Raw genomic sequence first — 25,517 nt, forward strand, 5'->3', positions numbered from 1 at the left:
AAATCTTAGTAAAAAGTATTTATTGTTATGAAAATCCATTAAAATTCAATGTATTTAAATAAAATGAGGCTGTTAACTATATATGGTGATAAATATGAGTGAACTACCAATAGCTACAATAGGAAGAATCATAAAACATGCAGATGCAAATATAAGAATCAGTGAGGATGCAAAAAAAGCTTTAGCAAAAGTTTTAGAACAATGTGGAGAAGATATCTCCAAACAAGCACTTCTACTTGCAAAACACGCAGGAAGAGTAACTGTTAAAGCATCAGATATTGAACTAGCAGTTAAAGCATTAGAATAATACTCTTTTACTTTTTACTATTTTTTTTATTTAATATTTGTGATAAGAGTATTCTCATCATTTATAAATCATAAATTATAACTGTAATAAGTTGCATAATAATGTTATTGGTTGTAAAAGGAGATGATTTTAAAATGGTTGAAGTACCAAAAAATGAAATGACTATGATAAAATGCATTTGCGCAAGCTGCCCATCCTATACAAAATGTATGGACAGTGGTAATTTAGGAGTATTCTGCTCAATAGGCGATGCAAAAAAATGTTTACAAGATTTAGAAGGTTGTAAATGTCAAGAAGATTGTTCAGTTTCTTCAGAATTTAATTTTTCAAGTCAATACCACTGCAACGAAGGATCTGCATCACAACAGCAAATGTAAACATTTAAATTATTTATTTTTTTGTAATTCTAATACTTGCCCGAAAAAAGAAATAAAAGAATATTTTATTTATAAATCCTCTGATGGTATCCATGCAGGATTCACAGTTTTAGCACCACTACACCAATGGGTTCCTAATTTATAGTTATTTTTTGCAGCGGCAGCACCATCGGCAGCTGTCCAATTCTCCCCAAACTCCCCACCTTTAATCTCAATATAGGCATGGTTTATTTCATCAACAGGACAAAATATTCCAATGAAACGAACAAGATAACCTTTCATCTCATGAGCCAGAGCATGGAGTAATTGAGCTAAATCTACACAATTCTTAGGGGTTTTAGGGTCGATTTCCTGTTGTAGACTTAACTGACCATTGAAATAATAACCATATCTATAATAGTTATAGATTTTATTATAGAAGCCCGTAAATGTGGTAAATACCCCAACAATAGCCATATGTTTCTTTTGTAATGGTCCTGCAGTGATTGTTGGTGCTTTTAAAAGACCTAATGCTCTTAATGTGACTGGTCCTGCAATTCCATCAACATATAATCCTAAGGCTTTTTGTTTTGCTTTTACTGTGTCTCGTGTTACTGGACCGTAAAATCCATCTGTTTTTATTCCTAATTTCTTTTGTAATGTTTTTATGTTCTCGGTTTCTATACTTCCCATTTTTAAGACTGTTTTATCTGTTATTGACATGTTTTTTCCTCCTTGTATAAACTAAGACAAAAATTTAAATAAAAAAAAATAAGCCCTAAATATAAGCACTAAAATACAATAAAACCCATATTTAAAAAGCGAATCTTCACGTAATATTAAAACCTCCCATTATTAGGAAATTAATAAATAAATCAGCCGTATAACTTCTAAATAAAAACACCTACTAAAAAGAGAATTGATAGGGGTTCATATGAACATCAAATAAATATAATAAATAGTTGTGGGGGAATGTACACTTCATTTTTTTTAACATATTGCATCCCCCAAAGTAATTGTTCAAAAATAAGAATTACATCCCCCTACCCCTTATTTAATTAAAAATAATAAACCAAATTATCAAATACAACATTCACCCAATATAATAAATAGGGCAGGGGTTGTCTACCTCAGTTTTTTGCTCAAAAAAACTCTATCTCTTAATATTTTTGTGTCCATGAAATTTGATAAAATCCCCTCCCTGCCCGCCTTCTAATTATAAAAAATTTGTAAATAAAATAAACCAAATTATCAAATAGAACAGTACCCATAATAATAATATGGGCAGGGAATAAGCGCCTTTCAACACTTATTTTTTAGTTTTTCTAAAATTTATCCCTGCCCGCCTCCTAATTATTTAATAAACCAAATTATCAAATATAACATTCACTCTACTTAATAAATAGGAGTATGGGATGGTGTTTTCTTCTCTAATTTTTTACCACAGTCCCATAACTATGGTTTCCCAAAATATGTGGAAAATACCTCCCTACTCCTTATAATAAAAAAAGGTTTAATTAATTACTTCTCTGAAACGTCTATTGAACCTTACAAGAGATTCTAAAACCATATTGCCTGAAGTGTTCATTGCTGAAATTTTAAATGAGTTCTTAAAAAAATCCTAAAATAAAAAGAATATACTTTACATAGATCTATGTTGAATGTTATCCCCCTCAAAAAAGAAATTTAAATTATTTTAATTTTGGCTTTTGCATTGATTGGTCTATCTTTGATGTATCAATTAAGACATTATCTGTGCTATTTTGACATAATACTCTTAGAATTAACTGTTTTGCTACTGTGCTTTTGTATGCTATACCTAACTGTTGTGGATTTGTATTGTTTGCGGCTGTAGCTTCTTGTAATGGTGATATTGAATTGTTTTGTGATATTGAATTGTCTTTAAGTGGATCATTTGCCGGGTCTATAATCTGTAATTTACTTAAAATTCCCGATATATCCTTAGTTAAACCTATTAAGAATTTAATTGTACGATTAGCAGGTGCATTTATAATATAATCACGATATACTGGGGAATTTTGTGTTAAACTAAATTTCAATTTCCCATTTTCTGTAATTATTGAACCTGCTTGTTGAGCTGATGCGTAATTTCCTATTATTCCATCATGATCAAATGATTCATTATTTACACCCGGAGTTAAATTTGGTATGGTTCCACCCATAACTAACGGAGTATCTTCAAATATACAATTATAATATCGAATACCAAATGAAGCAGAACCCACCCTAACACCATTTTTGATTTTACAATTAATAAATTGTATATCCCCGCAACTAATTGTTACTCCACTACTTGATAAATTCTGGAAAGCAGAATCATAAGCGTTAGAAGTAAATGAACAATTAAACACAATATCTGCGTTTATTGAGGCACATCTATGTAATGTAATCCATTGGGAGTATTTTGCATACTGCGCCGCTGAAGAATCTTGATATACTAAAGAATCCTCAATAATAGATGATAATCCTTGGAAGTATCCCGGCGATGATAAGTAAAAATTCACGTTTTTTATCTTGAAATTCAAATTCTAGTTCTTTAAGGTTATTTCCAGTATATTCTTGATCAATAGATTTATGTATAATAGTGTTGATACTTCTCAAATGCAGCAACTCCTAGCGGTTTTGTTGTCGGTTGGTAGGAGGAATGTTTCGCGACTGAACTCCTACCTTCCATTTTAATACAAACTTGCACAATAATAATCGTGCCCTAATAACATCGAACTGTTATATAGGTAGGTTTCCTTTTAAAGTATTAAATGTTTTGTATGATACATACAAAAATTGCAAGTTTACAAAATAAATCTATTCTTATATACCATATCATTAACTAAAGAGCATTTGAGAAATAAAAAAAATAGTAATCTTTATTTTTTGGACTTATATTCTTCCATCCATCCTTTATCTTTCATGAATTGTTTAACAGAACTCATATCAGAACGTAACTTTTCAAGTTCAACATATTCTGGACTTTTCAAGTTATGAACTTCAACATCATAAATACTTAAATCTTGTATTACTGTGATATATTCTTCTTTGAGTTTGGAAACATCTTGTTTGTAGTATGCACTTGTTGTACTGTCTATCCGGTGCCCTAAAAACCATTCTATAGTTAGTTGAGGTAAACTATTTCGATATAATGTTGTTGCAAAATATTTACGTCCAACAGCATGGCTTCTAAATAATGCCTGGCCATTTGGAGATCCAAATCCACATTTTCTATTTAATCGGTTGAAATAGTCATGGAATGCCCTTTGACTTATAGGTTGATCTTTATGATGTTCACTTCTGAATAATGGATCTGTAATTAGTTTTGGAGGGTATAATTTTAGATAATTAATAATTGCAGATAGGCTTTCAGGTGTACTGAATGTTGTAAATATAACACCTGTTTTTTTCCGGATAAGATTTTTCCAGGTAGGGATAATTAATTCATTATTATTTTTGATTTTATCTTGTATTTTGATTAGTAAGTCTAATCAAAGATATCACTAATAGGACTTTTAATATAATCCTTTAAGGAGTTTAATAAGTCCTTTATTTTAAGTCCAAGTATTTCACTTGAACCCAATCCTGATGAAGATAACAACAATATCAATGCAGTGTACTTGGGGTTACTAAATTTCAAAGCTTCTCTAATATTTTCCTTGCTTGGAATATCATTTATATCCTCTTTTTTATTAACACTTTTAAATCGAAGCCTTGGAACTTCAATATCAAAATTTAAATAAAAAGTTTTTATTCCAGTCATATACATTTGGATAGTTTGGGGTTTGTATCCTTTTTGTGTTAGATCTATTTTCCAATCTAACATATAAGTTGAGATTTTACGTAAACGCATACGGATACGTTCCTCTTCCTCATCCTCGGCTTCTGTGATAAACTGACTAGGAGTCAATTTTATAAAATTAGTATAATATCGGAGTACACGTTCATATTTAACCTGCGAACTTTTACTTAACTCTCGGTTATTTAAGAATCGTTGGACTAATGGATCTTCTAATATGTTCATGTATTTGCATGTTAGTTGATGAGATATGTATATTTATTGTTGTATTACTTATAAATAAAATGTTAATAAAAAATGTTACTAGTCTGCTGATTTCTCGGCTTCTTTCATTTTATAATCAGCTATTGCAGCACGGAGTGCATCTGCTGCGAGATTTGAACAGTGCATCTTAACAGGTGGAAGTCCTTCCAATTCATCAGCAACATCATTTCTTGAAATTTTAAGTGCTTCTTCAATTGTTTTTCCAACTGCCATTTCTGTTATCATACTGCTTGTTGCTATGGCTGCACCGCAACCAAAGGTTTTAAATTTAATATCTGTTATAATGTTGTCTTCAACCTTTATGTATATGGTCATCAGGTCCCCACAGGTGGGATTACCTTCTGTTCCAACACCACTAGCATCCTCTATTTCTCCAACATTTCTTGGATTTTGAAAATGATCCATTACCTTTTCGCTGTACATTACTAATCATCTCCCTCTAAAATAATATAAGTTAGATCTGTCATTTTAAATTATATTTTGAAATTCTTAACAATTTAATTTATTTAGTAAATGGTCTAATGTCAATATAATATAGGATTTTGAAGCTAATAGAACTTTCTATCTAATATATAACTATAGTTATATTTAAATGTTATAGGATTAATTAGATAATCATAATTCAATCAGTAATCTACTTTATATTTATCAAATGTATTAAAATCTAATGTTATATCTATAAAATGGTTCATCATCTAATTTAAGGCTTTATTATTTTTTCCATTAATTTAAAATCAAAAATGAATTTTACAAAAAATGTTTCCAATAATTTTTGAAATTTTATTTCATTATTTTAACAGAAGATATTTAAGAAATTAAAATCATAAAATAGGTTTGTATAAGTTGTATTAGGGTGTAATTGAATTATATTTAATTCTTAATCCAATTATTAGAGGTGAAAAAATGAAGATAGAAAGTGAATTAATTGGAAAAGATGTCATTGATTCATCTAGAGATCAAGTGAGTATTGTTAAAGATGCAGAATGGGATTTTAACTCCAAACGCGTTGAATCCATCGAGCTTAAAGAGGCAGGAATTTCATCTAAAATTGGATTAAGTGAAAAAAATAGTACCCATCAACATGGTTGATAAGATTGGTACACTTTACTCATAAAAAGTAAACTTTTCAACAAAAGATAATAACACATTCCAATTAACTCTTCCTTACATTTTTTTAAACAAACCGATGATCAGTCTAAGTTATTGTCTGAAACTGGCTTAAAAGGAGTGGAATTTTTATGAAAATTGCAGATCATATTTGACATCAACTTATTTGCCGGTTAAATAGAAAAATAAGCAATATTTAAGGCTTTGGAATAATTATGATTCAAGTGGAGGATTTAATATGGCAGAAAAATATGGATCAGATCCAGAATTAGAAAAGAAAATGAAATTGGAAAAGACAGATGAAGGAAAAGTTACTGATATAAAAGGAACTTCATCTAGAAAGAAAGAAGAAATGAAAGCTAAGATGAACGAAACCAAAGCAAAAATGGCAGAAAAGAAAGATGATATGAGCAGTAAGATCCATGAAGTGAAAAAAGGGGCAGCAGAAAAAAAAGAATATGTGAAATCCAGTCTTGAAGATGTTAAAAAAGAAGCTGAAGAGCAGAAAGAGAAACTTGAAAAAGAAAGTAAAGAAGAAGGCTTGACACCCGCTGAGAAAATCCTAAACGATATAGTTAACAGATTTAAGCAGGGGACAGGGCAGATTAATGATGCCATATCAGAATATACTGAAGACGAATCCAAAAACCTTGTAGAAAAACCCTTGGTCGATGTATTGGAAACTAATGATACAGTTACTATTATAGCAGATATTTCAGGTCTTAAAAAAGATGATATAGATCTTGGCATATCAAAAAACAGTGTTGAGATAACTGCAATGTTTAAAGATGAACCCGAGGATGAAGAAATAAAATTCACAAAAAAAGAGAGAAATTATGGAAAAACTCATCGAAAAATTATGCTATCATCTGAAATAAAAGTACATGAAGCCAAAGCAAACTACAAAAATTGTACATTAACCATAGTACTTCCAAAAACAGTGGAAGATATAACTAAAGTGAATATAGATTAAAATATTTGATACCATGAAGTCAAGAAAATATTCTGGTTTCATGGTAAATAATTTTTTAACCAAAGGGCATTAGTCATTCCTAAAGAACTAATGGGCTAGTTTATTGGTTAATGTATTTATTACTCTTTTATCATTTTTTTTTAATTATTACAAAATTTAGAATCACATAAATTAATTATAAACAGTATTTATTTAGATAAATCAAAACAATTATGAAATTATTTTATTCATAACAAAACTACTTTTTAAAAGTAAAGTATTTAAATTAAAAAAATAATATCAATCTTTGATAAGGTGATGGAGTTCACCATTAACCGCTTATTTTTTAAGCTAATGACTCCTACTTAATGATATTATTTGGTGGGAGATGACATGGCAGTAGATTTATTAACACAAGCTAATGTATTAGTATTGGTAATTATTATTTTGTTATCGAGTTTAATTTCCCTAAGATTAGGAATGGCCGTAGCAATAATAGAATTAATTTTAGGTGCTATTTTTGGAAATCTTGGATTTCTTCATGCAACTGATTGGATGACACTTATAGCCACTTTTGGTGGTATACTCTTGACATTCATGGCGGGTACTGAGATTGATACCCAAGTTATGAGGGAAAAATATAAGGAAAGCTTCTTAATAGGATTTTTCTCATTTCTAGCACCTTTTATAGGGGCGTCGCTTTTCACTTATTTTATTGCTGGTTGGAATTTGCAAGCAGCTTTAATTGCAGGAATTGCACTTTCAACAACTTCACTTGCAGTTGTGTATTCTGTTTTATTAGAAACTGATCTTCCAGATGCTAATTTAGCTAAGATACTTTTAGCAGCCACATTTGTTACAGATATGACTACTGTCATTGTATTGAGTATATTATTTATAAAACCAGACCTCTACACAATATTATTCATTATAATATCTATTGTAGTAATAATTTTAGCATCCAAATATTCTAAATACATATTTGGCCCTGATAAATTGAAAAATAAAGTGATAGAACCTGAAATAAAATATGTCTTCGTACTTTTGGTAATATTCATGTACTTTGCAGCCCTTGGAAATGGAGAGGCAGTTTTACCAGCATTTATTCTGGGACTTTTAATGTCTAAACAACTAGCAAAAAATAAAGAATTGATGATTAGGATGCGAACAGTTGCTTATGCAGTTATAACTCCTATATTCTTTATAGTTGGAGGATTAAAGATTTCTTTCACATTAATATTGGCATCTCTGGGTTTATTCATCATATTATTTGGTATAAAATTATTTACCAAATTCATAGGAGTATACTTCCTTGCAAATAAATACATACCCAATGGAAGCATGTATTTAACCCTTCTTATGAGTACAGGATTAACATTTGGAACCATAGCCAGCTTATTTGGTTATAATGCAGGGTACATAGATCAGGTGCAGTATTCAGTACTTATAGGTGTAATTGTTTCCAGTGCCATAATACCAACTTTTGTTGCACAAAAATGGTTCCTACCACGTCACAGCGAAGATATAATTGAATAAATTAAGTTTATTGAAATAATTTATGGTTATATTTTAACTATGAAAAGTTATTAAAGAATATAACACAGTTAGGGATAAATAATTAATAATGAAACATTTCAGCCAATAAAAAATAGGAAATACTTAAAAAAACAATACTTTAAATTTATTTTTCAATCAATCCCTATAATTTTTTAAAATTATAAAATCAATTGAACTTTAATTATAACAATCGACATAAATTTAATAAGTTCTAAATTCAAGGAGATGATATATTATGGTTAATTATGCCACTTCTGAAGGATTTACCTTTAATATGATTATGTTAAAATCTTTTTCCCTGTGTGCTAAATGTATTAACATTGAAGTTTGGGAAGATCCATCTTGTTCTGAAAAGTTAAATCGTCTTAGGGATAATAAAAAAAATCTTACAAAATTTAAATTCGTAGATGACTATGAAATAAAACAACAAGAAAGTATGATTAATGATTTATCGGCAATGATTTCCAAGCTAGAAAATTTGAATAAAAAAGTTTAAATCCATATTGACATGAAAACTGTTAATTGGCAATTGAACTCATTTTTTTCTTAACTCATGTTAATCTAAAAATTACCAATTATATGATTACAATCAAATAGGCTATAACAGGGAATATAATTAAGTAAGAGAATCCTGTTATGAAATGTGCTTTAAAACTGTTATCTGGATCATCGCCTCTGCCCCATTTTGACATGACAATATGAAAGTCTTCATCTGAATAAAATTTTTCATGTCTTTCTGTAGCGATAACAGAATGGAGAATACGTGCAAAACCCAAGATGGATAGGGCTGCAAATGCTGCAGCCATAATTGGAAATGGTCCTGGTTGATTTGGAATTACAAATGTATAAAGCACTAAAAACCATAAAATGGGCATCACATCAATTATTATAAACCCTGAAATAAATCTGCGTATTGACCGATTTCTTTTTGATTTATCATTAGAAAAGAACAAGTAAATATCAAACGTACGGTACTTTCTTATTAAATTAATAACTACTGTAAGGTAAACTCCAAAAAATAATATAAGAGCATTCTTACCGGATAATAAACTAACTGAATCAGGAACATAAACCATTCAAAACTACCTCTTTGATCCTATTTATCCCTTTTTAATGGATATTAAATATAATTATCAAATTAAAATATAATGAAAGAAAAATATTAACATTAATAAAATATTTCTAAGTAAAATAGAATATTTACTATTATTTGGTACTACAATCTTCATTTGTACTTATAAACTATTGTTGGGCTGTTAGATAAATAACTTTAGACTTGGATATTTAGAAGGTAAGAAAAATATAAATTGATAGATAAATCTGAATTTTGTGATTCAGTAGATATTAATCAAAGCTAAATAGGGACTTAACCCGATAACTACATGAATAAATGTAGGAAATTTGAGTAAACGTATAGTCTTTTAAATTATTTGTTTATGAACTGTTTGATCTATAATCAAGCCATAATCTAAGCCCATAATGATACTTTCACCCATTTACTATCTCAACATCAGAGATCAACTAGTAAATATCATTTACCAAATGATGAATATATCAATTAGAATTCAGGCAACTCACATTTATTAGGTTAGTATAACTTGATCAATTAGTCCAAAAAAAAGAAAGAAATAACAAAATGTCACCAGATAATAATTCCAAGGGTGACATTTATGTCCCACTTGCACACCATAGAGGTGACATTTTCCTTAACTTTGCAACAACTTCCTTTATAGCATCGATTGTATAATCAATATCCTCCTCTGTATTTTCATGTCCTAAGCTTATTCTTAAAGATCCGTGTGACTCTACTTCCTTGAGTCCTATTGCCATTAGAACATGTGATGGTTCCAATTTAGTTGAAGAACATGCTGATCCTGTTGATGAGGATATGCCCTTGGAGTCAAGTGAAAGAATTAATGATTCTCCCTCGATAGCAGTAAATCTAAAGTTTGCATTATTGGGGAGACGTTTAGTTCTATGACCGTTTAGATATGAATCTTCGACCTGTTCAAGTACACTGTCGATGAGTTTGTCCCTTAAACTTGTGAGTTTTTGTGCATCCCTTACAAGGTTTTCCTTTGCAATTGAACATGCTTTACCAAGACCAACAATTCCAGGAATATTCTCCGTACCCGGTCTGATACCTCTTTCATGTCCTCCACCGTGAATAATTGGTTCTAATCTAACTCCTTTTTTTATGTATAATGCCCCAACACCCTTTGGTCCATATAGTTTGTGTGATGATAATGAAAGCATATCCACGTTCATTTCCTTTACATCAACGGGTATTTTTCCAACAGTCTGAACTGCATCTGTATGGAAATATATGCCCTTTTCCCGAGCTATTGCACCGATCTCTGCTATTGGCTGGATAGTACCTATTTCATTGTTTGCATGCATAATAGTAATTAAAATGGTTTTATCAGTAATAGCTTCTTCCAGATCTGAAACCTTTACAATACCATCGTTGTAAACTGGAAGGTAAGTAACTTCAAATCCATTTTTTTCAAGGTATTTACATGTTTCATAAACTGCAGGATGTTCTATTGTGCTTGTAATGATATGATTTCCTTTATTTTTAAATTTATAAGCTGTTCCCTTTATTGCAATGTTATCTGATTCTGTACCGCCACTTGTGAAAATAATTTCCTTTGTTTCAGCACCTATTATGGATACTACTTGTTCCCTTGCTGCTTCCATTGCATTTTTGCCTTCTCTTCCAAGCGAATAGAGAGTAGATGCATTTCCAAAGGAATCTATGAAATAAGGTTTCATTGCTTCAAATACTTCAGGATCTACTGGGGATGTTGCTGAATGATCCAAATAAATCATGTCTATAACCTCTTGTATTTTTGTTAAAATAATCAATTTTATTTATAATACATTTTTTCGCCGTATTAATAATATTTTTTTTTATGGGCTTAAGATATTCATTAATTATTTTATAACTATAGTTATATTTAAATGTTATTTACAAAAACTATTCCGGAGTTTTTATAATGTATTATTAAGTTATTATTAGGTTAGATATATTTTTTTAGGCTATTAAAAGAATAAGAATACTATTTTATATACTAACATCAATATTCTAAAAAATAGTACTGTTTTTAGTAAAAATTTAACCGTACAGGTAACAAAGAAAAAATTAATATTAGATTACATTAATTTTCTGTCATTAATGTGCTTATATGGTCTGTGGTTACGATTCCAATGACCTTATCATTATCATCCACTACTGGAAGAGAGGATATACTATATTCCTTCATCTTTCTAGCTGCAAGCTCTATTGGATCTTCTGGACTTACTACTATTACTTCTTTGGTCATTATATCATCCAATTCACTAATTTTTAGTGCAACTGATTTAGATACGTCCCATGCTGTAACTATTCCAAGTAATTTATCTTCAGTTGATATTACCGGTATATGTGTGACTTTTTTTTGTAGCATTAACTCTGCAGCATTTTCAATGCTTGAATTCTCCTTTATCTTAGCAAATTCCCTAGTCATAACATCCTTCACAAGTGTGTCCGATAAAAATCCTGCTATCAAATAGTTTAACTGCCCTGCCTCTATAAGGAATGCATCATGGCCATAACTTGATTTTATTTCACAGTACCTCACATCAATATCATTTGCATTTAACCCCATTACAATATCTTTAGACTGTGACGGCGGATATAACCAGTCTGAATCAACTGATATTACTAAAAATTTGATTTTAAGGCCGTAGAATGTTTCTGCAAGAGATCCTTTACCTGCAAGATCAAAATAGTCTATCGCCTTTGAAATGTACAAATATGAGTTTGCATCGAATCTCTTTGTAAAAGAATTGCCCTGATAATGGAGGTAACTTTCAACTTCAAAGTCTGTTTCTAAGTCGAAGTCATAATCATCCTTATCCTGCAGTCTTCTTCCAAATTTCTGGTACATGGATTCGTTACTAAGGTAAGTTATGTGTCCTATCATTCTGGCTAAAGCTAGACCATCATCTGGAAATTCAGAGTCATAATAATAGCCATTATTCCAGTTGGGATCTGATATTATGGCTCTCCTACCAACCTCGTTAAAAGCTATTTGTTGTGGAGATGAATATGCTGTTGTTGTTATTGGAATGGCAGATCTAACCATTTCAGGATATGATATACACCATTGTAAAACCTGCATTCCACCCATAGAACCCCCTATTACAGCAAATAGCTGTTTAACTCCCATTGAGTTTACCAATTTTTTCTGGGCATTAACCATGTCTTTTATGGTTATTATGGGGAAGTCCAGCCCATATGGTTTTTTGGTATCAGGATTTATTGAAGCCGGGCCTGTTGATCCCATGCAACCTCCAATAACATTAGAACATATTATGAAATACTTGTCTGTGTCAAGGCATTTGCCTGGGCCAATGATTATATCCCACCAACCTGGTTTTTTATCCCCCTCATACCAACCTGCAACATGGGCATCTCCTGAAAGAGCATGGCAGACCAATATAGCATTGCTTTTTTCTTTATTAAGCTTACCATAGGTTTCATATGCTATTTGAGGGTTTTTTAGCTTTTCTCCACTTTCAAGGATCAAATCATCGGATAGTGAATGGTATTTGGTTTCTACAATCCCGATTGATTCGTTTTTCATATTTTTTCTCCTTATTAATTATATCCCATTATCTTTTTTAGGGTCAACAACTAAATCTTTTTTCATCCGAGTAAATTAATGATATTTGTGACATATTTCAACCGCACTAATTTTTTCTTGATTATTTCATATGCAATTTAGTTTTTGATTAAATGTTTGCAAGTGCTTGTTCAATATCTGCTATGATATCTTCCACATCTTCAATTCCTATTGAAAGTCTGACAAAGTCTTCTGTAACGCCTGTTGTTTCCTGTTCTTCTCTGGTTAACTGCTGGTGAGTTGTGCTTGATGGGTGTATAACAAGGCTCTTTGAGTCTCCAATGTTTGCAAGGTGTGAGAATAGTTTAACACTTTCAATGAACTTCTGTCCGGCTTCTAATCCTCCTTTAATACCGAATCCTATTAATCCACCATAGCCTCCTTTGAGGTATTTACTGGCAATTTCATGTTTAGGATCGTCTTCTAGTCCCGGATAGTTCACCCATGAAACTTTTGGATGATTTTTCAGGTACTTTGCAACTTTAAGTGCATTTTCAGCGTGTCTGTAAACTCTTATCTCAAGTGTTTCCAGTCCTTGTAGAAATTGGAATGCATTGAATGGGCTTAAGGCAGGTCCTAGATCTCTTAAAAGTACTACACGTGCTCTTATTGTGAATGCGATGTTACCTGCTTCAGGGAAGTCTCCGAATGTTTCCCAGTATTTGAGTCCATGATAACTTGGATCTGGTTCTGTGAATTCAGGGAATTTCCCATTGCCCCAGTTGAAATTACCAGAGTCCACTATGACACCACCAATGGATGTTCCATGTCCACCAATATATTTAGTTGCAGATAATACAGATATGTCTGCTCCGTGTTCTATTGGTCTTACAAGTCCTACTGTGGATGTATTATCTACAATTAAAGGTATTCCTGCATCATGTGCTATTTCAGCAAGTACTTCAAAGTCCGGTACATCAAGTTTTGGGTTTCCGAGTGATTCAACATATAGTGCTTTGGTTTTTTCATCTATTGCAGCTTTGAAATCTTCTGGTGTTTCTGAATCAACAAATTTTACAGTTCTTCCTAGACGTGGAAGTGAGTAGTTGAATAGTTCGTATGTTCCTCCATAAAGGTTGTCACCTGAGACTATATTATCTCCAAGTTCTGTTACATTCAGTATGGCCAGAAATATTGCACTCATTCCTGATGAAACTGCAAGTGCACTTGTTCCACCTTCAACTGCTGCGACCCTCTTTTCAAAGATATCTGTGGTAGGATTCATGATCCTTGTGTAAATGTTTCCAAATTCTTTAAGTCCAAAGAGATTTGCTGCATGTTCTGTGTCTTTGAATACATAGGATGATGTTAAGTATATAGGTACAGCTCTTGATCCTGTTGCTGAATCTGGTTCTTCCTGTCCAACATGCAGACCTATGGTACTTAATCCAGGACCATGCCATTCTTCTGATTTGTTTTTATCACTGTTTAATTTAGATTTAATATTTCCCAATACTGATTCTTTTTTTTCTTCTGTCATTTTTTTTTCCTCCATTTAATTAATATCCGGAAGATTTTATCCTAATTTTAATTCATATTTGTGTATTTTCATTAAACAATGGTAGTCTGGGTTTCTTCCATTCTGGTTGGACGTTATTTTAATCTTTAATTTTACTTATAATCCAAAACTACCACTTAACAAAAATATAACAATTGTTATTTTTTTATCTTATTTAAAGTTTCCTCTGTCTGGTGATACCATTTAGATCCAAATTAGTATATTATTAAAAGCAAAAACTGGAATTATGAATATTACTCATATAAATTTGAATTTCATTTATGTTAACCAACTTAATTTTCTTTTCAGACATTTTTTCCACAACATTTATATTATTAACAATTGTTATATATAATTGGTGATAATATGACTATGACTAAAGAAATGGTAGACGCTGTTGAAAAGGATCTAGTTTTTCTTGCAACTTCATCCAAGGAAGGAATTCCAAATGTTGTTCCAATAGGATTTGCAAGACCTATAGATGATGAAACTATTCTTATTGCAGATAACTACATGAATAAAACACGTAAAAATCTTGAAGAAAATCCAAATATTTCCCTAGTTACTAAAGATGCAACTAAATGTCCTTTCCAATTTAAAGGAAAAATAGAAATTTTTGAATCTGGAAAATATTTCGACATAGTGACAGAATGGGGCCAAAACGCCATGACTAAACTAACCCCAAAGGCTGCCATATTAATGAAAGTAGAAGAAATATATTCAATACAGCCAGGCCCTGATGCAGGTAAAAAGATAGGATAAAAGTCTATTAAATCTAATTTTTATTATAATTCTTTTTTTTATTGAAGTTCAGAAGTTAAATTATATATGATAATATTTTATAATACAAAGATGATATTGTAAATAGCAATGTTAATTAAATAACTTTAAAAAGAAATCCACGTATGGAAATTCTTTAAAAAATATACAAAAACTATTTATATAACAATTGTTAATCTAGTACTGCTGCTGAAATTAGTATATATTTAAGGCATTATTTTGCCGAGATGACCGAGCGGCTAGGTGCGTGGCTGCAAACCACGATACTTGGGTTCAATTCCCAATCTCGGCCTACATTTTTTAATTATACCCTAATTTAAATCAAATTAAATAATTTTCATAATCTAAAAAATTTCTTGTTAAAAATATAACATTTCTTAGAATTAAAAATAGTAAACTCCATAATTTATCAAAACTTTATTTGTAGAACTATATGGATTAGTGAAACATATGATAAAACTGTACAACACAATGACCCGCAGAAAGGAGATATTCAAGCCAATACAAGGAAACCGGGTAAAATTATTTGTATGTGGTCCAACAGTATACGATCACTCACACATAGGACATGCAAGAACCTATATATCTTTTGATGTGATTGCAAGGTATTTGAAGTACAGTGGATTTAATGTGTTTTACATTCAAAACATAACTGATCTAGACGATAAAATCTTAAAAAGAGCAGACGAATTGGGATCATCACCATTAGAACTCGCAAGGAGATATGAAGAAAAATATCTCTATGATATGAAGATATTGGGTGTTGAAAATGTTAACCTCTATGCAAGGGCAACAGAACATATCCCCGAGATAATAAAACAGATAGAAATTCTCATAGAGAAGGGTTATGCCTACGAAACAGATAAGGGTGTTTATTTTGATGAATCCAAGTTTGAAGACTTTGGTAAGTTATCAAACCGTAACCTTGAAGATCTGAATGTTCATAGAATAGGACCTGACAGTTCCAAAAGAAATCCTGGTGATTTTGCACTCTGGAAAAAGAGGGAAAATAAATCTGAAAGTCAGGAAATGATCTGGGATTCACCGTGGGGCACAGGAAGACCCGGCTGGCATATAGAAGATACAGCAATAACAGAAACATATTTTGGACCCCAATATGATATACATGGAGGTGGTCTTGACCTTATATTCCCCCATCATGAAGCGGAAATTGCACAGATGGAAGCAGCTTCGGGCAAAAAACCTATGGTACGCTACTGGATGCATACTGGATTTTTAAATGTCAAGGGTGAAAAAATGTCCAAATCCCTTGGTAACTTCATAACCATAAATGAACTCTTGCAAGAATACTCCCCAGAGGTTTTCAGATTCTTTGTTCTTTCAACACATTACAGGAGTCCAATTGACTTCAGTCAAGAAATACTTTATCAATCCCAAAAGGGACTTCAGAGGATCTACAAGTTCATCGAAACAATAAACGAAATTTTAGATGAAGATACCAAGATATCTATGGAAAACGATGAAGAATACATTGAAAAATTAGTTGAAGTCCGAAAAGAATTCTTCGATGCCATGGACAATGATTTTAACACTCCTTCAGCTTTTTCATCGGTTTTTGATCTTATAAGGGAAGTTAATAGGGATATTAATCAATCTAATATTTCAAAAAATTCATTAACCAAACTAAAAGCATTAATTATAGAATTTGGTGTTATATTAGGATTTGATTTTTCAGTCAAACAAAACAAAGAAGAGGGACTAGAAGACGACTTGGTTACACTTCTTAAAGATATAAGAGAAAAATTACGTGAAAAAAAGGAATGGGCGCTTTCTGATGAGATAAGAAGCAGATTAAAGGATATTGATATTGTTTTAGAAGATAAATCCAATTGATATCTTCTATTTATTGTTCAAATATTTTTTTTATGATATAATATTCTAATCCAATTAACTGATCAATAGATTTATTAATCATGTACTTAACAATTGTTATTTATTAATTCCCTATTTAATAAAATTAGATTTTAAAAAAAAATTAAAAGTGAAAACCATGATATACGACGTTATAATTGTGGGAACCGGAGCTGGGGGGGCAACGGTTGCACATGAACTTTCTAATAAAAAATTGAAGCTACTCGTACTTGAAAAAGGCTCTGATCATCCAGATGGAACTGCAGCCAGCCATATTAAAAATACTGCTTTAAACCTTAGTTTACCATATGGAGATCATGATGATGAAGAATATGAATTTTTGAAACATGCTCCCGAGCTCATGAATATCGAAGGTGTAGGCGGTACAACACCAGCATCACTTGCAAATGCATGTTATGCATGTACAAGTTGTTATAAAAACTCTGCTACAGCCCAATTTAAAGTACATGATATGGAACTCTTTGAAGAATTACTTGATGCAAGTAAGGATCTAAAGGTTGGATCTCTACCGGTTGAAAGAATGGGACAAGCAACCCGCAGAATTGTGGAACAAGGGGAAAAACTCGGATACTTCATGGAACCCATGCCCAAATTCATTGACTTAGAAAAATGTGACAGCTGCGGACTCTGTATTATGGGATGTACAAAAGGTGCCAAATGGGATGCATCTCATTTTATAAATCAGATAATTGAAAATAACAATAATACAGAAGTAATCACTAATTTTACAGTCTTAAAAGTTTTACACAATAATGGAAATGTTGATGGAGTGGAAGGAATAGATAACAACGGGAAAACAATTTCATATAAAGCCAAGAAAGTGATAGTGGCTGCTGGAGCTTTGAACACTCCCCAAATACTCATAGATTCGGGTATTGTAAAACATGTTGGTGAGGGCCTCTTCACAGATCTGTTCATTACAGTTGGAGGTTATCTCAAGGATATTAAACTCAACAAGGAAATTCCTATGGGAGTTAAATCAGAGTTTGGTCCTTACTTTTTATCGCCACATTTTTCAAACCAACTAATACCATTAATAGAAGAGAAGGGATATAATCCTCGTCCTGAAGATATTATAGGATTGATGGTTAAGATAGCAGACGAAGCCAATGGTAAGATTGGTGAAGATGGTAAAATTGAAAAAAAACTGACACAAGGAGACTTAGATCTTTTAACGGAAGGTTATAAAAAATCAGTTGAACTTTTAAAGGCCGTTGGAGTAGAAACATCCTCAATATCATCCACTCCTATAAGGGGAGCTCATCCGGGGGGAACAGCTGCAATTGGCAAAGTTGTTGATAAAAACCTTGAAACACAAGTAAAAGGACTGTATATTTCAGATGCAAGTGTAATACCTCAAGCGCCAGGAAGACCACCTATACTCACCATAGCTGCCCTTTCTAAAAGACTTTCAAATATTATTATGGGAGAATTCACACCGGAAACTATTAATTCAATCACAACTGAAAAGTGAATATAATTTTTTAATTTTTTATTTTAAAATAATAAAAATTTTAATAAAAAAATCAAAATATCATAAAAAAAAGTTATCATAACAGATTAATTTAAGAAATAAAAAAAATTAGGAAGATTTATTATGCAGAACAGATATGCACGACAAATAATATTGCAAAACATTGGAGAAGAGGGACAGGAAAAACTTCTTGCTAGTAGCGCTGCCATTGTAGGTTGTGGTGCGCTGGGTACTGTTGCTGCCAATAATTTGGCCCGTGCAGGTATTGGGAAAATTTATATCATTGACAGGGATTTTGTAGAGCTTAACAATCTGCAGAGACAAATGCTCTTTGATGAAAACGATATTGGGACACCTAAAGCAGTTGCAGCAGCAGAGAAGGTTAAAGCAATAAATTCTGGAATTGATGTATATCCAGTTATTAAAGATGTAAACTATACCAATGTTGAGGATCTGTTAAAAGGAGTGGACATTGTAATCGATGGAACAGACAATATACAGACCAGAATGCTGATAAATGATGTTTGTGTTAAACATAAAATTCCATGGATTTACACTGGTGCCATAGGAACATCTGGAATGAGCATGAACATAATACCCGAAAAAGCATGCCTCAGATGTCTCTACCCCGGTGTACCCAAGGCAGGATCACTCCCAACATGCGATACAATGGGAGTATTAAATACAGCAACGGTTATAATGGGTTCAATAGAAACAACCGAAGCAATTAAAATATTATTAGGATATTATGATGAAATAGAATCAACCCACAGTAACTTACTTGTATACGATATATGGAAACAATCTTTCGATAGTATAAAGGTTAAAAAGAATGAAAAATGTGAGTGCTGTGTAAATGAAAATTTCGAATTTTTAGAGTCTGATGAACAAGAAATAATAACATCACTATGCGGTAGAAACGCAATACAGATCACACCTGCAGATCCAAAGGAATTGGTACTTAAAAATATTGGAGAAAAACTTGAAAAACTCGGTACAGTTAAGTGCTCAGATTTTATAATGCTCTTCAAAAACCATGAAACAGAAATTTCATTATTCCGTGATGGAAGAGCTATTATTAAAGGAACCAACGATGAAATGGTTGCTAGAACCATATACGCGAGGTATATTGGAACATGAAACCAACATAAAATTTAGTATTCTTTTCCTAACTTATCGTAGTTTTTATAATACTATAAAATAATTTTGTAATATATAATAATTGTTTTAAAATATGACCTGTATAGAAATTTTTTACTATATGCATGCAACATACCTTTATAATTTTTGTATCCCCCCTTTTGGATGAATTTCTGCAGATATTCCTATTAAATTAGATGCACTATTTTGTATAGATACACTATTGAAAATGTTGGAACTCTATTCTATCCATTCAAGTGATGTGAATAAATTAGAAAAACATAATATTCACCATTTACAAAATTAAAACATCCAAGAATGGGGAAATAATATATGTTTTTCGAAAAACCTATCAAAGAAATTGAAGAATCTGATATAGAACGTTTAATGGAACTTGAAATTCCTGAAGATAAAAATTTAGAGTATAAAGGGGATTTTAACACAGACGACTTAGGCCATAAAAGAACATTATTGAAAACCGTCTCAGCATTTTCCAATACAAGTGGAGGTTTATTGATTTATGGAATAGATGAAGAAGAGGGTATTCCATCAGAATTGAAAGGTATAGAAGTTGATAATAAAGATCAATTGGGAAGATGGTTAGAAGAATATATCAGAGGTAATTCTGAACCTAAAATTTCTTCAATAGATGTTGAATTTATTGATAAAACAAATTCCGATAACAGTTTTATTTTAGTTAAAGTTCCAAGAAGTTGGAATTTGCCTCACAAGGTAACTATGGGTCCTAAAACAAAAAAATTCTTTATTCGGAGAGGGCGTTATTCTGAAGAAATGGATATTTCTGATTTAAGAACTGCCTTTAATTTCTCTGAAACATTAGCAGAACAAATAAAAAGATTCCGAGAAGAAAGAATCAGTAGCATATTATCAGATGAAACACCTATTCCTTTAAAGAAAGGTGCTAAAATTGTAATCCACATAATCCCCATTAATGCTTTTTATCCGGGACTGCAATATGACATTGAACAAATATATTCAGACAACCAATTTAGATTAAGAGCAATTGATGCATATAGCCCTAAATTACGCTATAACTTTGATGGATTATTAGGAAGTGAATTACCCGATAATGAAGGATTGGGTTCCACTTATGTTCAATTATATAGAAATGGAATCATTGAAGCGACCAATGGAGATTTTTTTAATGATGAGCATAAAATAATGTCAGATGGCTATTATGAAAAGATTGTTGTTAAATCAGTTACTGAATATTTAGAAATTTATAAACAAATTAATATAGAACTCCCAATTTTTGTTTTCTTAACTGTGGTGGGTGCAAAAGGTTATCAAATGGAATCAGATCGTGATTCTAACTTTGGACGACGTGAAAATCTAACCATAGATAGAAATGTATTAGCCAATCAAGAAATATTATTGAAAAGATACCCTAATAATGTTGGTAATGTATTGAAACCTGCTTTTGATGCCTTTAGGAATGCATGTGGATTTAAAGATTCAAAAAATTATGACGAGAATGATGAATGGAATCCTACAAACTAAAAATAGTTTGTTCAATTAACAGCAGTATGAGTAAATGACATAGTTAATATCAAACTATATGAATGCATGTATCTATGAGTAACGCAAAATTTTATAAGTAAAGTCACATGTAACATGTTTGGCGTATATCAACTAATCATAATAACATCTAAAGACACTTTCATCCTTTCACACTAAACCAATTTTAACATATCCCTATTAAAGAAATAGTAGTATGAAATAAAGAGAAATCCTTTTGAAGGAATAGCATCTAAGAACAAATTATCATAGAAAAAAATTAATACAATAATAGAATAAAATATAATGTGATTATTATAATCCTATTATCAAATTAAATATGATTCGGATGATAGTATAATAAGTGCTGCTGAATTATCAGAGGTATTGCGAGACAACTTAATTCTTATAAAAAAGGACAAAATTGAAGAAAACTATACAGGGATAATACCCATTCCTCAGATGATTATACAATATATAAAATAGTAAATCTTTTAAGTATAGTATTACAAATCCATTGATGGGAACTATGTGGAAAGATGGAATTCGAGGAAATGAAGCTTTAGATATTATTTCAACAAATGACGAAAAATTATGTGTCATTGCAGGTCCTGGAACTGGGAAAACATTTGCTCTTAAGAAAAGGATTGAAAAACTTTTAGAAGAAGGAAAAGATCCTTCTAGAATGCTAGTGGTCACATTTTCTAGAATTGCAGCCTTAGATATTAAAAAAGAACTTTTAGAATTAGGTTTAAAAGGATCTGAAAAAATCCATGCCCAAACTCTTCATTCATTTTGTTTTTCACTTCTTAATAAAGAAGGTGTCCTACAATCAATAGGACGAGATACTAGGATTTTGTTAGAATATGAAGAAAAATTTATGCTAAATGATCTCCTTCATTTAGGTTTAGGTTCAATAACTGAGCTTGAAGAAAGATTAAGTGCATTTGAAACAGCTTGGGCTAGATTACAAACGGAAGAACCAGGATGGCCAAATAATAAAAAGGATAGAATTTTTCAAAAAAATCTATTAGATTGGTTGAATTTTCATGATTGTATGATTATTGGCGAAATTATACCAGAAACATATAAATATATCCGGAATAATCCTTCTTCTTTTGTAAGTACAAATTATGATTATATCTTTATTGATGAATACCAGGATTTAAATAAAGCTGAACAAAAACTTTTAGAACTTTTAGCTCAAAATGGGGCTTCTGTAATGGTAATAGGAGATGATGATCAATCAATTTTCGAAAGTCTAAGACATGCACATCCTGAGGGTATATTAGAGTACAGTAAACAAATTTCCAATGGATATAAATCATTAAACACTTGTCAGAGATGTCCACAAAATGTAGTAGATATTGCAACCGAATTAATCAGCAATAATGACATTAGATATTTCACTAAAGATCTTGAAACAATTCCAGAAAAAGCTAATGGAAAAATAACATTAATTCAATGGAGAAGTTTAGATGAAGAAGTTAGAGGTATCGTTGAGTATATAAAAAAGACCATAGTTGAAGAAACAACAGATATAGGTAAAATACTTGTTTTATCTCCTAGTCGTGATGTAGGATTTATGATACGCGAAAAATTAAATGAAAACAATATCAAAGCCCTTTGTTTTTATACAGAACAAGAATTAAAGAAAGGAACTATCAAGAAATGGGAAAAAAGTGAACATAAACAAGCTTTTACTCTATTAACATTATTAGCCCATCCCAAAGATAAAGTAGCTTTAAGAAGTTGGCTAGGTTTTGGTAGTAATAATGTGAGAGCACCATCATACAAAATCCTACGTGATTACTGTTATGATGAAAGTGAAGATATTTTCAATGTTCTTGAAAAAATAATTAATGAAGAAATCAATATTCCTCGACTTACTCCTATAGTTAAAGAATATATCAAATTAAAAAAATCTATTAACGAATTAAAATCTCTAAAAGGGCAAGAACTAGTAGATAAATTATTCCCAGAGGATAAAGAATGGTCAAATCTTTTCAGATCGATTTTAAATGATGTGGATACAAATTCATCAGCTTTTGAAATATTTGAAGAATTACGAAAAGAAATAACTCAACCAGAAGTACCCATTAATGTTGATTATGTTCGTATAATGAGTTTACATAAATCTAAAGGTTTAACAGCAGATTTAGTAATTATTACTAGTTGTGTAGATTATTTAATTCCTTTCAGAAAAAGAGATTTGAGAGGAGATGATAGAAAAAGACAATTGGAAGAACAAAGAAGGTTATTCTACGTTGGAATAACCAGAACTACTAATATTCTAGTAATATCTTCCTTTTTACAATGGCCATCAGAATTGGCATATAAATACGTGCCTAATTTAATGCGGAGAGGCGGGGGTTTTGTAAGAACAAGAACTTCCCCGTTTATATTTGAATTAGGTTCTAAAGCTCCAAAAGTTATTAGTGGCGATACTTGGACATTTTAATATCTCCAATTGACTTTATAAAAATATATTCCAACTTAAAGTTAGGAATATGCTAGAAACATCAAATATTTTGAATCATATTAAATTAACAGAACCTATGAGTAAATGACACAGTAACTATATCCTATGTGAATAAATAAATGTATCTGTAAGGAAACGGTTAGCTTTTACATGCAAAGTCAAATATGAGATGCTTGATTTAGCAAATGATACTTATTGAACCTTAATTGGGTCTCTACTTTTTTGAGTTGATATATATTATATGGTATTGGTTCACAAATAGAATTAACAGTTTAATTATTAATCTACAACAACTGATACGGATTTAAAGCGTGTTTATAATTAAATTTTTTTCTTAAATTTCAAAAGAAGCTCAGTCTATTTTTTTTTCTTTAAACAATGATCACATTGTATAATTGATTTGCCATAAACGAATTTTTCTTTATCTGTTTTGTTGAGTCCTTTTAGTATATCGGTTTTTGGAATTGAATGAGACATTATAGAACATAAAGGATCAGCAGGCCTTTCAACTAATGATACATGGTCTGGATGTAATTCTAGAATAATGCTAAATGCTTCAACATGGTTGTATGCTTTTCCTAACTCATGATAACATTCTTTTTTCCCGCAGATGTTACATACATCAGTTAAATTTTGAGCTAAAACTTCATCATAAATTTCTCCATTTATATGTTGACATTCTAATGTATTCTCCCCGCAAATTGAACATATGGTCTTTGAAGATCCTCCTATGCTAAATCCCCATGTAGAATTAGATAGTTCGACAGGACAGGTTTGATTATAATGACCATCTATAAATTCTAGTGGACAACCAAATATGTTGCGAATTTTTAAACCTACATTATAAAGTTTATCTTGATATTTTTTTTCATCAGTAAATAAAAATGCTTCCCGAATTTTTACAAGGCTATTCCTAAGTAGATTTTCAGCTTCTTCCATATCATTATTTTTTATAGCATTTTTACTATCTGAAATTAATTTCCTTGCAATTATCATGGATTCTTGAGCTTTTTTTTCTCTAATATCTTCCTTAGATTCATTTTTAAGCCTTAAATCTGTTGAGTTATTATTATAGATATCTAATTTATTATCAAAATTGTTTAATTTATCGTTTATCATTTTTTGTACTTCAACTGCCTGTCCTTTGAATCTATATGTTTCTATAATATCTTTTTGAAAATTAAAATAACCATATTCCATTTCAATTAATTTTGATTCATTATCAGACTTTATCCAATTATTATAAATCCACGTGCTTAATATCCCTAATGCTATGGGAATAAGATATTTATCTGTAAAAATAAGTATGGGGAGAAAAATAGCCGTTTCAGCTGAACGAAGAATTATTTCACGTTTTTCTTTTCCATCATCGTATAAAGAAGCATTAACTCCCTGATCTTTAAGAATTAGGAGTATTTCTTTTGTTATAGGTGTGAATCGGTTTTCATTTTCTGATAACTGATGTAAAATTTTATTATTAGGAAGTAGAATTACTTTTGACCTTGTTTTTTTTATAGGTTCAGATATAAGAAGTTTTGATTCCATGTATTCACTAATTGGAACTTTTTTCGAGATATTTTCTGATTTATTATCAATCTTAGACATTTTATCTCCTAATTTAACTTTTATTCTATCTAAAATCATCATTTCATCTCAGTCAAACCATACAATTCAAAAACTAATTTATCTAATGTTAAATATCATCTATTGTGAA

Annotated in this window: 21 protein-coding genes, 1 tRNA gene, 1 pseudogene and 1 riboswitch; of the genes and pseudogenes, 13 read left to right on the forward strand and 10 right to left on the reverse strand. The window is 30.9% G+C overall.

The genetic code is table 11. The features are described 5' to 3' along the window. Positions 1-94: 94 nt before the first annotated feature. The gene (locus tag DL91_RS06085; protein ID WP_048190683.1) at positions 95-307 is read left to right on the forward strand and encodes a histone family protein; all 213 of its coding nucleotides are present in this window, start codon (positions 95-97) and stop codon (positions 305-307) included. A gap of 134 nt (positions 308-441) precedes the next feature. Next, entirely contained in the window at positions 442-684 is a 243-nt protein-coding gene (locus tag DL91_RS06090; RefSeq protein ID WP_048190684.1) for a DUF2769 domain-containing protein, read from the forward strand. A 69-nt stretch (positions 685-753) separates the two neighbouring features. Here the strand turns inward: DL91_RS06090 and DL91_RS12875 are convergent, their stop codons facing one another. The 5 genes and pseudogenes from DL91_RS12875 to nifU all read right to left on the reverse strand — a co-directional run bounded on the left by DL91_RS12875 (position 754) and on the right by nifU (position 5,155). Then, on the reverse strand, positions 754-1,386 hold the full coding sequence (locus tag DL91_RS12875) for a peptidoglycan-binding protein (protein WP_052374252.1): 633 nt from the start codon (positions 1,384-1,386) through the stop codon (positions 754-756). A 968-nt stretch (positions 1,387-2,354) separates the two neighbouring features. Further along, positions 2,355-3,188 carry a hypothetical protein gene (locus DL91_RS06100; protein WP_156096032.1) on the reverse strand — a complete coding sequence of 278 codons (834 nt, stop codon included), beginning with the start codon at positions 3,186-3,188 and terminating at the stop codon, positions 2,355-2,357. Between the two features lie 555 nt (positions 3,189-3,743). Beyond that, positions 3,744-4,148 (reverse strand): annotated as a pseudogene (locus DL91_RS14535) (tyrosine-type recombinase/integrase); the annotation flags it as partial. 8 nt (positions 4,149-4,156) lie between these two features. Further along, positions 4,157-4,693: a hypothetical protein gene (locus DL91_RS06105; RefSeq protein WP_048190686.1), complete on the reverse strand. Its 537-nt coding sequence runs from the start codon at positions 4,691-4,693 to the stop codon at positions 4,157-4,159. A gap of 78 nt (positions 4,694-4,771) precedes the next feature. Then, positions 4,772-5,155, reverse strand: coding sequence for a Fe-S cluster assembly scaffold protein NifU (gene nifU / locus DL91_RS06110; protein ID WP_048190687.1), 384 nt, complete (start codon positions 5,153-5,155; stop codon positions 4,772-4,774). 480 nt (positions 5,156-5,635) lie between these two features. Between nifU and DL91_RS06115 the strand changes: the two genes are divergently transcribed. The 4 genes from DL91_RS06115 to DL91_RS06130 all read left to right on the forward strand — a co-directional run bounded on the left by DL91_RS06115 (position 5,636) and on the right by DL91_RS06130 (position 8,844). After that, positions 5,636-5,821, forward strand: a complete 186-nt coding sequence (locus tag DL91_RS06115) for a PRC-barrel domain-containing protein (protein ID WP_052374253.1) — start codon at positions 5,636-5,638, stop codon at positions 5,819-5,821. A gap of 256 nt (positions 5,822-6,077) precedes the next feature. Beyond that, a complete protein-coding gene (locus tag DL91_RS12880; RefSeq protein ID WP_052374254.1) occupies positions 6,078-6,812 on the forward strand; it encodes an Hsp20/alpha crystallin family protein in 735 nt (244 codons plus the stop codon). 284 nt (positions 6,813-7,096) lie between these two features. Continuing rightward, positions 7,097-7,162: riboswitch (Fluoride riboswitch) on the forward strand. A 22-nt stretch (positions 7,163-7,184) separates the two neighbouring features. Further along, entirely contained in the window at positions 7,185-8,327 is a 1,143-nt protein-coding gene (locus tag DL91_RS06125; protein WP_048190688.1) for a cation:proton antiporter, read from the forward strand. A gap of 256 nt (positions 8,328-8,583) precedes the next feature. Next, positions 8,584-8,844, forward strand: a complete 261-nt coding sequence (locus DL91_RS06130; RefSeq protein WP_048190689.1) for a hypothetical protein — start codon at positions 8,584-8,586, stop codon at positions 8,842-8,844. Between the two features lie 79 nt (positions 8,845-8,923). Here DL91_RS06130 and DL91_RS06135 read toward each other — a convergent pair whose 3' ends face one another. The 4 genes from DL91_RS06135 to DL91_RS06150 all read right to left on the reverse strand — a co-directional run bounded on the left by DL91_RS06135 (position 8,924) and on the right by DL91_RS06150 (position 14,498). Continuing rightward, on the reverse strand, positions 8,924-9,424 hold the full coding sequence (locus tag DL91_RS06135) for a hypothetical protein (RefSeq protein ID WP_048190690.1): 501 nt from the start codon (positions 9,422-9,424) through the stop codon (positions 8,924-8,926). 592 nt (positions 9,425-10,016) lie between these two features. After that, a complete protein-coding gene (gene nifS / locus DL91_RS06140; RefSeq protein ID WP_048192553.1) occupies positions 10,017-11,177 on the reverse strand; it encodes a cysteine desulfurase NifS in 1,161 nt (386 codons plus the stop codon). Between the two features lie 332 nt (positions 11,178-11,509). Beyond that, a complete protein-coding gene (locus DL91_RS06145; RefSeq protein WP_048190691.1) occupies positions 11,510-12,979 on the reverse strand; it encodes a homoserine O-acetyltransferase in 1,470 nt (489 codons plus the stop codon). 148 nt (positions 12,980-13,127) lie between these two features. Beyond that, positions 13,128-14,498, reverse strand: a complete 1,371-nt coding sequence (locus tag DL91_RS06150; protein ID WP_048190692.1) for an O-acetylhomoserine aminocarboxypropyltransferase/cysteine synthase family protein — start codon at positions 14,496-14,498, stop codon at positions 13,128-13,130. A gap of 384 nt (positions 14,499-14,882) precedes the next feature. Between DL91_RS06150 and DL91_RS06155 the strand changes: the two genes are divergently transcribed. The 7 genes from DL91_RS06155 (at position 14,883) to DL91_RS06185 (ending at position 23,782) form a co-directional block, all read left to right on the forward strand. Then, the gene (locus DL91_RS06155; RefSeq protein WP_048190693.1) at positions 14,883-15,278 is read left to right on the forward strand and encodes a pyridoxamine 5'-phosphate oxidase family protein; all 396 of its coding nucleotides are present in this window, start codon (positions 14,883-14,885) and stop codon (positions 15,276-15,278) included. A 239-nt stretch (positions 15,279-15,517) separates the two neighbouring features. Further along, positions 15,518-15,588 (forward strand) — tRNA-Cys (locus DL91_RS06160). Between the two features lie 158 nt (positions 15,589-15,746). Continuing rightward, on the forward strand, positions 15,747-17,150 hold the full coding sequence (cysS, locus tag DL91_RS06165; RefSeq protein WP_048190694.1) for a cysteine--tRNA ligase: 1,404 nt from the start codon (positions 15,747-15,749) through the stop codon (positions 17,148-17,150). A gap of 157 nt (positions 17,151-17,307) precedes the next feature. Beyond that, a complete protein-coding gene (locus DL91_RS06170; RefSeq protein ID WP_048190695.1) occupies positions 17,308-18,663 on the forward strand; it encodes an FAD-dependent oxidoreductase in 1,356 nt (451 codons plus the stop codon). A gap of 123 nt (positions 18,664-18,786) precedes the next feature. Next, positions 18,787-19,803, forward strand: a complete 1,017-nt coding sequence (locus DL91_RS06175; RefSeq protein WP_048190696.1) for a ThiF family adenylyltransferase — start codon at positions 18,787-18,789, stop codon at positions 19,801-19,803. A gap of 333 nt (positions 19,804-20,136) precedes the next feature. After that, entirely contained in the window at positions 20,137-21,324 is a 1,188-nt protein-coding gene (locus DL91_RS06180; protein WP_048190697.1) for a helix-turn-helix domain-containing protein, read from the forward strand. Positions 21,325-21,850: 526 nt separating this feature from the next. Continuing rightward, complete coding sequence (locus DL91_RS06185) at positions 21,851-23,782, forward strand: UvrD-helicase domain-containing protein (protein ID WP_048190698.1); 1,932 nt, start codon at positions 21,851-21,853, stop codon at positions 23,780-23,782. A 378-nt stretch (positions 23,783-24,160) separates the two neighbouring features. Here DL91_RS06185 and DL91_RS06190 read toward each other — a convergent pair whose 3' ends face one another. Next, a complete protein-coding gene (locus tag DL91_RS06190) occupies positions 24,161-25,408 on the reverse strand; it encodes a hypothetical protein (protein WP_156096033.1) in 1,248 nt (415 codons plus the stop codon). Positions 25,409-25,517 lie beyond the last annotated feature (109 nt).

It is taken from the genome of Methanobacterium sp. SMA-27, assembly GCF_000744455.1.
Classification (GTDB): domain Archaea; phylum Methanobacteriota; class Methanobacteria; order Methanobacteriales; family Methanobacteriaceae; genus Methanobacterium_B.